The sequence below is a fragment of the Pseudomonadota bacterium genome, from assembly GCA_016711215.1.
Lineage (GTDB): Bacteria > Myxococcota_A > Polyangia.
This window is the reverse complement of the sequence record JADJTL010000008.1, coordinates 52,851-60,271: the sequence shown is the minus strand read 5'-3', so window position 1 is coordinate 60,271 and position 7,421 is coordinate 52,851. Positions and strand designations below refer to the sequence as shown.

At 70.0% G+C, this 7,421-nt stretch carries 7 protein-coding genes and 1 tRNA gene; 1 reads left to right on the top strand and 7 read right to left on the bottom strand.

The genetic code is table 11. From position 1 onward, the window contains the following. Positions 1 to 30: 30 nt before the first annotated feature. From IPL40_16345 to IPL40_16320, 6 genes are all read right to left on the bottom strand, one after another. Positions 31 to 104 (bottom strand) — tRNA-Lys (locus IPL40_16345). Positions 105 to 213: 109 nt separating this feature from the next. Beyond that, a complete protein-coding gene (locus IPL40_16340) occupies positions 214 to 738 on the bottom strand; it encodes a hypothetical protein (GenBank protein ID MBK8482708.1) in 525 nt (174 codons plus the stop codon). Beyond that, positions 735 to 1,499, bottom strand: a complete 765-nt coding sequence (locus tag IPL40_16335) for a hypothetical protein (protein ID MBK8482707.1) — start codon at positions 1,497 to 1,499, stop codon at positions 735 to 737. Before IPL40_16335 ends, IPL40_16340 begins: the two co-directional genes overlap by 4 nt. A 51-nt stretch (positions 1,500 to 1,550) precedes the next feature. Continuing rightward, positions 1,551 to 2,351 (bottom strand): peptidoglycan editing factor PgeF, encoded by an 801-nt coding sequence (gene pgeF, locus IPL40_16330; protein ID MBK8482706.1) that lies wholly within the window; start codon positions 2,349 to 2,351, stop codon positions 1,551 to 1,553. Continuing rightward, the gene (locus IPL40_16325; protein ID MBK8482705.1) at positions 2,344 to 3,282 is read right to left on the bottom strand and encodes an RluA family pseudouridine synthase; all 939 of its coding nucleotides are present in this window, start codon (positions 3,280 to 3,282) and stop codon (positions 2,344 to 2,346) included. The genes pgeF and IPL40_16325 overlap by 8 nt, the downstream gene beginning before the upstream one ends. 108 nt (positions 3,283 to 3,390) lie before the next feature. Continuing rightward, positions 3,391 to 3,669, bottom strand: a complete 279-nt coding sequence (locus IPL40_16320) for a hypothetical protein (protein MBK8482704.1) — start codon at positions 3,667 to 3,669, stop codon at positions 3,391 to 3,393. A gap of 273 nt (positions 3,670 to 3,942) precedes the next feature. Between IPL40_16320 and IPL40_16315 the strand changes: the two genes are divergently transcribed. Next, positions 3,943 to 5,664, top strand: a complete 1,722-nt coding sequence (locus IPL40_16315) for a helix-turn-helix domain-containing protein (protein ID MBK8482703.1) — start codon at positions 3,943 to 3,945, stop codon at positions 5,662 to 5,664. Positions 5,665 to 5,717: 53 nt separating this feature from the next. Here IPL40_16315 and IPL40_16310 read toward each other — a convergent pair whose 3' ends face one another. Next, on the bottom strand, positions 5,718 to 7,307 hold the full coding sequence (locus IPL40_16310; protein ID MBK8482702.1) for a sigma 54-interacting transcriptional regulator: 1,590 nt from the start codon (positions 7,305 to 7,307) through the stop codon (positions 5,718 to 5,720). Positions 7,308 to 7,421 lie beyond the last annotated feature (114 nt).

The following is a 7,421-nucleotide window of genomic DNA, read 5'->3' as shown; positions in this document are numbered from 1 at the left end:
TCTGCGGACAGTGCCGCCAGGCGGGCTGGGGTGACCCGGAAGGAATCGAACCTTCAACAAACGGATTAAGAGTCCGCTGCTCTGCCAGTTGAGCTACGGGGCCGCAACAATCTCCAGCAGGCGTATAGCTTTGGGTCACTGCAGGTGTCAAGCGCCCCCCCGCAGCGCCGGGCGCGGGGGCCGATCGACGACCGCTTGTGCCGCGCGCCGCGCTCAGTCCAAGCGCGCCAAGAGCTGCTCCGCGAGCGACACCAGGCGCTCATCGTCGGCGGTATCGCGGATCAGCCGTAGCTGACCCAGCACCGCCCGGGCACGCCGCGGCCGCTGCCCCTCGAGCTGCGCTAGCATCCGCTCGATCGCCTCGGCCTGGCGTGCCGGGTCGCGATGCTCGATCACGCGGGCCAGCGCCTCCACATCCTCCGGCCAGGCGCCATGCGCTAAATACGCCTCGGCGGCCTGCGTGACCGCGTCGCGTCCCTCCGCCATCACCAGCGCGCGCAGGAGCGCCTGACGCTGCACGAGCTCCGGATCGGGCGGCGAGGCCGCACCGGCCTGCGCGTCGACCAGCTGCCCGATTCTCCCGCTCTCGAAGAGACGATCCAACGCAGAGCGATACGACTGCTGGCTGCGCGCGCCGCGAGGCGCCCCGCCGGCAGGCCGCTCCTCGCGTCGTTGGGGGCTCTGCCCCCGTTGTTGGTCGATCTCGCGCCAGCTCTTCCGGCGCCGCTCGTCGCTCATGGTCCCCTCGCTTGGGCGCGTTCCGCGCGCGCCTGCTCCGCGACAAAGTCACCCAGGAGCCGCGCCTGGATCAGCGCTGCCCAGCAGGCGAAGAGATGCGTCATCAGCGGCGCCGCGAAGGGCACCGGCACGGCATCCTCCAGCAGCCCGCCCACCGCGTGCAAGAGCAACATCCCGACGACCACACCCTGCAGCGTGGCGACGAGCGCGAGGAAGGCGCGGCCGCCCCGCCGCGCGTGGCGCCAAATCACCGGCGGCCAGACCAGTCGCAAGCAGTGTTGGGTGCCGGCCGCGGTAGTGAGCACCGCCGGCACGCAGAAGAGCTCGAACCAGAGCCAGACGAGGCTCTGCCAGCGCGGCATGCGCAGGAGCTCCATGGCCCTGAGCTGCAGGCGATGAGCGAAGTCGCCCAACCCGATCGTGCGCTCTGCGCACCAGAGCAGCGGCAACCAGTACCAGAGGGCAAGCACCGCGCCCTGGAGCAGGGGGAACGCCAGGGTCGCCCAGGCGTCGCGGTAGTCTCGCGGCCGCGGCAGGCGCAGCGAGCCCGCACTCGCCTTGCGCAGCACCAGGTAGAAGTAGCCGAGAAAGATCAGCCGACCCGCGACGGCGAGCGGGACCGTGGCACCGGCCCAGAGCGCCGCCAGGCGATCGGCGAGGGCCAGCAGCAGGGCGAGGACGCCGAGCGCCAACCAGCTATCCGCGTGGACAGCATAGCCAAGCGCGCGTCGCAAACGCTGAAGCCCCATCAGGCTCGACACCCTGCGCTCGCCTCCCGCTCACTGGGCGTGAGCTCCACCTCGCCGCGCCACCTACGATCGAGGCAAGAGGGCGATTGCATTGAGTTGGCGGCCGGTTTCGGCGCCCTCGCGACGATACGAGTAAAAGAGCGCGGCATCGCGCATCGTGCAGTGAGGACTGGCCGCGAAGTGCCCCACCCCGCGGCGCCGCAGCAGCTCCCCGGCCGCCGCTCGCAGGTCGAGGTGCGGAGGGCGATCCGGCGCCGGCCGCGACCACGCCAGCGCGAGATGACCGAGCGCCGCCACGACCTCAGCGCCCACCTCGTAGGCCTCGCTGCCGATCGCCGGACCCGCCACCGCCACCAGGTCCTCGAGCGAAGCGCCCCACTCGGCGACCAGGCGGTCGACGGTCGCCTCGAGGACCCCTTGGGCGAGGCCGCGCCAACCGGCGTGCACCGCCGCCACGACCCCGCGGCGCGCATCGGCCATCAGCACCGGCACGCAGTCGGCGGTGCTGACCGCCACCGCCGTGCCCGGCTCACCCGTGATCAGCGCATCGGCGGCGATCGACTCGAGGTCGCCTGGTTTGGCCCCCGCGGGCACCGCGACCACGTTCGCGCCATGCACCTGGCGCACGTGGAAGAGCGCGTCGGCGGAGACGCCCAGCGTGCGCGCAAGCGCCCCTAGCTGCTGCGACGAGCGGGCGGCCTGCCGGACGCCTCGCCAGCCCGAGGGTGGCATCGGCCCTGCCTCCCACCGCGTACCGAACCCGTGACGCACGCCCGGGCACTCGAGCGCCGTGCACCGAACCAGCGGCAGCAGCCGCTCGGAGCCCCCTTCGAGCCAGAATCGCGCGCGCTCGCCCTCAGTCATCGGTTCCTCCGCCTGGCGCGCGCAGGCGCGAGAGCGCCTCCCGCATATCAGAGGGCAGCGCGGAGACGAAGCGCATTCGCTCCCCGCTGACGGGGTGATCGAAGGCCAATTGGCAGGCGTGCAGCGCCTGGCGCCCCAGCGCGCGGCTGAGCTCGCGCAACAAGGAATCGGCCGGCAAGCCGCCGTAGACCGGGTCGCCAAGCACCTTATGGCCGCTCTCGGCAAAATGCACCCGTACCTGATGCGTGCGCCCGGTCTCCAGCCGCGCCTCCACCAGCGAGCTGGCGGCGAAGCGTTCGACGACCCGCCAATGCGTGATCGCCGCGCGTCCACGCTCGCAGCGCGCGGTGAAGCGCTTGCGATCGTGCGGGTGACGCCCATGCAGGGTGCGAAAGCTGCCGCTCACCGTGGCGAGCCGCCCGACGACAAGTGCCAGGTAGGCGCGCTCGATCGTGTGCCGCCGGAACTGCTCGCTCAGCCCTTCATGCGCCCGGTCGGTCTTCGTCGCGACCATCACCCCGCTGGTCAGCTTGTCCAGCCGATGAACAATCCCGGGACGCAGGACGCCGCCGACGCCGGAGAGCTGCCGACAATGCGCCAAGAGGGCCGCGACCAGCGTGCCCTCTTGATGGCCGGGCGCCGGGTGGACGACCATCCCCGCCGGCTTGTCGATCACGATCAGGTCGTCGTCCTCGTAGGAAACCTCGAGCGCCAACGCCTCCGGCCGCACCTCACTCGGCACAGCCGGCGGCGGGCGGTAGCTGAGGACGTCGCCTGCCTTGACGCGCTGCGCCGGGCGCCCGGCCTCGCGATTCACGAGGCAGCAACCGGCATCGAGATGGCGCTTGATCTGTGCGCGGCTGGGAGCTGCGGCGTGCTGAGCGAGATAACTATCGAGGCGCTGCCCGGCGTCCTGCGCCGCGACCGTCAAACGGTAGCCGCCGGCACCCCACCGCTCGCCGGCTCGCGGCCCTACCGCCAGGTCTTCGCCTTCGTTCACCAGAGCTTGGATTTCACCTGCCAGATCGTGGAGCTTCGCTCACCAGATCTTGGATTTTACGTGTCCCTTGCTCTTGATCAGCACGTCCACCACGGCCCGATCGTAGATATTGAGCTTATGCAGCGGCTCGGCGACGCGCTTCTGGAACAGGTCGCGGCCCTCGGTTATCTCAGCCGCCATCACCTCGAAGAGCGTGTCATTCTCGATCCCCTCGACGATCTTCGCCTCGTGATAGAGGCTGAGATCCGAGGCAATCGCCCGCGCCAGTTGCCGCGCGCGCTCGGGCTTGTCGATTTGCTGTCGGACCGGCTTCGCCATGCAGTCACTCTCATGCGCAAAAGGGCTGAAATCAAGCTATCAGAGGGTCTCATCGCTGTCAAAAGACCGAGGCTGCCGTCGCTCCAGCCCGCGCGGCTCCCAAGCACGCCGGCCACCGGCCCGCGATCGGCGCCCGCGATGGGCGCCTTCACGCGCGCCCAAGGGGCGTGCTATGCAGCCACGGCGGGCGGCCGCGGCCAACGACTAGGTGTGGCGCCAATGAGTGCATCCGAGCCAAAGAGCGTATCCGACCGAGACGGCAACGGCGCCCCCATGTCGTCGGCGCCACCCACCGATCGGGCAGGCGGCAGCGCCGAGGGGGAGCGGGCAGGCGGCAGCGCTGAGGCGAGCGGTTTGACCGCGGGCGAGTGCGAGGACGATCCGTCGCAGGACTGCGACGGCCCCGGCGGGGACGCGACGACTGCCCAGGTCCCGGGGCTGGCGCGCCCACGCATCATCGCCATCGCCGGCGGCAAAGGCGGTGTCGGCTGCAGCGTGATCGCCTCCAGCATCGCGATCTACCTGGCACAGCTCAGCAAACGGGTCGTGCTAGTCGATGCCAACCTCGGCGCCCCGAACCTGCACACGCTCGTCGGAGTTCACGAGCCCCAGCGCTCGCTTCACCGCTTCCTGCGCCATGACGCCCGGCGACTGGAGGAGATGGTCTGCGACACTCCCTTCAAGGGCCTCGGGCTCGTTCCGGGCCAGGCCAATGCCCTCGATGCCGCAAACCCGCGTCCGGTGCAAAAGAAGCGTTTCCTCTCGCAGCTCCCAACCCTGACGGCGGATTACGTGGTGGTCGACGTGGGGCCCGGCACCGGCTTCAACACCATCGACACCTTGCTCGCTGCCGATCTCCACGTCCTGGTCACGCACCCGGAGCCAACCGCGACGGAGTGCCTGGCCCGCCTGATCAAGGCAACCTACCTGCGCCAGATCCGCGCCCTGCCGGGGGTCGATGTGCTGCTGCGCGCCGTCGAGGATGACGCGCACTGCGGGCTTCCCTCGCCCAACCAACTACGCGAGGCGGCCGCAGCTCGTGGCGACACGCTGGCCGACGCCCTGGCCACGGCGATGAGCGAGCTGCGCCCGCTGATCGTCGTCAACGATACGCGCACCCGCGACGATCTCGAGCTGGGACCCGCCCTGGCGACCGTCGCGCGGCGCCACCTCGGCCTGCCCGTCGAATACCTGGGCCACGTCGAGAGCGATGACCTCGTCTGGCTCTGTATTCGCAAGCGCCGCCCGCTGCTCGTCGAGAACCCCGAGGCCAAGGTCAGCCGCGACATCGAGCGCGTCGCGCGCCGATTGATCGCGCGCGAACCGCGCGAGCGTGGCGCCCTCAGCGATCCGCTGCCGGTCCCGCTGGACCGACAGAACCACTACGAGCTGCTCGGCGTCCACCCGGTGGCCAGCGAGGAGGAGCTGCGCCGCGCCCACCGCCAGGTCCGGCGCATCTACGAGCCGGCCTCCAGCGCCGTCTACGGGCTCGCCCCGCCCGAGGAGACGCGCCGCTTTCTGCAGCGCGCTGAGGAGGCCTACGCGACCCTGATCGATCCGGAGAAGCAGCAGCGCTACAATCAGCAGCTCTTTCCCGAGGGCGAGGCTCACGACTCGACGCTACCGCCCGCGCTCGATCGCGGCGAAGACGCCCGCTTCGACACCATGCCAGCCAATGAAACGCCGGGCCGAGCGCGCCCAGAAATGCCGCTGCTCGCCCGCGACACCGTGTTCACCGGCGAGCTGCTGCGCCAGGTGCGCGAGGCGCGCGGCGCGGACCTCCAGGATCTCGCCGACCGCACGAAGATCTCGCGCAGCTACCTGCAAGGCATCGAGGCGGAGCACTTCGCCGGCGGGCTTGCGCCAGTCTATGTGCGCGGCTTCGTCAAGGCCGTCGCGCGCCAACTCGGCCTCGACCCGGCGCTGGTCGCCGATAGCTACATGACGCATTACACCGCCGCGAGCGACACGGCCGCGAGCGACCGCAAGCGCTAGCAGCGGCCGCCCGCGCCTGCGCCGAGCACGAGCCTCGGCGAGGCTGGACGGGGCTACGCGCCGGCGCGGAAGCGCCGCCAGTCGACCCCGAACTTGCGCACGCGCAGACCCATCACCCGCTCAGTGATATCCAGCTCGCGAGCGGCCTGCGCCATGTTTCCGCGACAGCGCTTGAGCGCCTCGACCAACAGCTCGCGCTCCAGCGCCTCCAGCGCCTCCAGCAAGGTACCCTTGGGCGCCGTGTTGGTGGCGTCCTGGGTCTGCAGCGTCGGCGGCAGATGATGACCGTGGATCACGCTGTCATCGCTGAGCAGCACGGCGCGCTCAATGCAATTTTCCAGCTCGCGCACGTTCCCGGGCCAGTGGTAGCTGGTCAGCATGTCGATCGCCGGCGTCGAAATCCGGCGAATCGGCTTCTTCATCGACTTGCTGTAGCGCTCGACGAAGAAGTCGGCGAGCAGCGGGATGTCCGTCTTGCGCTCGCGCAGCGGCGGCACGTGGATCGGCACGACGTTGAGCCGATAGTAGAGATCCTCGCGAAACTTCCCCGCAGCGAGCAGCGCCTCGAGGTTGCGATTCGTCGCCGTGACGATGCGCACGTCGACGCGAATCGTGCTCGCGCCCCCGACCCGCTCGAACTCGCGCTCCTGCAGCACACGCAGCAGCAGCACCTGTGTCGTCGGCGGCAGGTCGCCGATCTCATCGAGGAAGATCGTGCCGCTATGCGCCAGCTCGAAGCGTCCGCGCCGCTGCCGCAGCGCGCCGGTGAACGCGCCCGCCTCGTGCCCGAAGAGCTCGCTCTCGAGCACCGACTCGGGCAGCGCGGCGCAGTTGACCTTGACCAGCGGGCGTGACGAGCGCTCACTGTTGTAGTGGATCGCGTTGGCGATCAGCTCCTTGCCAACGCCGCTCTCGCCGCGAATCATCACCGTCGTGTCGCTCGGCGAAACCCAGGCGATCATGTCGTACACCGGCTGCATCGCGCGCGCGTTGCCAATGATGTTGGCCGGACGAAAGCGCGTCTTCAGCTCCTCTTGGAGCCGGCGATTCTCCTCGAGCAGGCGTTGTCGCTCCTGCTGCGCTGCCTGCCGCACCCGCGCGGCTTGGGCGATCATCGCCGCGACCGTCGAGAGCAGGCGCTCGTTATGCTGGTCCAGCGCGCCCTCCGAGGCGGCACAGTCGGCGCTGAGCGCACCGATCACCTCTTTGCCGATCTTGATCGGGACACAGACGAAGGAGACATCCTCCTTGCGCAAGCGCCGACGCGCGCCAGTGCGATCGAGGAAGCCCGACGCCTCGGAGAGCGAGGGGACGACGACGGCGCGACCGGTCTGCACGACCTGGCCGGTGATACCCTCGCCGAGCTTGTAGCGCCCGCGCTCCCGCTGCCCCGCCGAGAGGCCGTAGGCGGCCTCGATGGCGATCTCTCCGGTGGCGGGGTCGATCAAGGTGATCGTGCCGCGCATCAGGCCGCGGTGCAGGGCCAGCGCCTCGAGCACCGGCTCGATCACATCGCGCAGGTCCGGGCTGCGGTCGAGGATTTCGCCGACCTCGAAGAGCAAGCGCAGCTCGCGCAGCTCGCGCGGCTCGCGATCGATCGGGCGCTCGCGCTCGCTCTCGGGCAAATCGTTCCGCGGGGTCATGGCCAAGTCCGAAACAAAACCTTGGCCGACATAGATGTAGGATTGGCGCATTTTGTCAAGCGCCTCCGTCCCAGTGCGCGGCGACCCACGCGACGCGCTGCCGCCGTGGGCCGC

What these genes read in the sequence shown, in the direction of transcription:
- IPL40_16340 (MBK8482708.1), bottom strand. Translation starts at nt 738, where the DNA reads ATGAGCGACGAGCGGCGCCGGAAGAGCTGGCGCGAGATCGACCAACAA.
- pgeF (MBK8482706.1), bottom strand. Translation starts at nt 2,351, where the DNA reads ATGACTGAGGGCGAGCGCGCGCGATTCTGGCTCGAAGGGGGCTCCGAG.
- IPL40_16320 (MBK8482704.1), bottom strand. Translation starts at nt 3,669, where the DNA reads ATGGCGAAGCCGGTCCGACAGCAAATCGACAAGCCCGAGCGCGCGCGG.
- IPL40_16315 (MBK8482703.1), top strand. Translation starts at nt 3,943, where the DNA reads ATGTCGTCGGCGCCACCCACCGATCGGGCAGGCGGCAGCGCCGAGGGG.
- IPL40_16310 (MBK8482702.1), bottom strand. Translation starts at nt 7,307, where the DNA reads ATGACCCCGCGGAACGATTTGCCCGAGAGCGAGCGCGAGCGCCCGATC.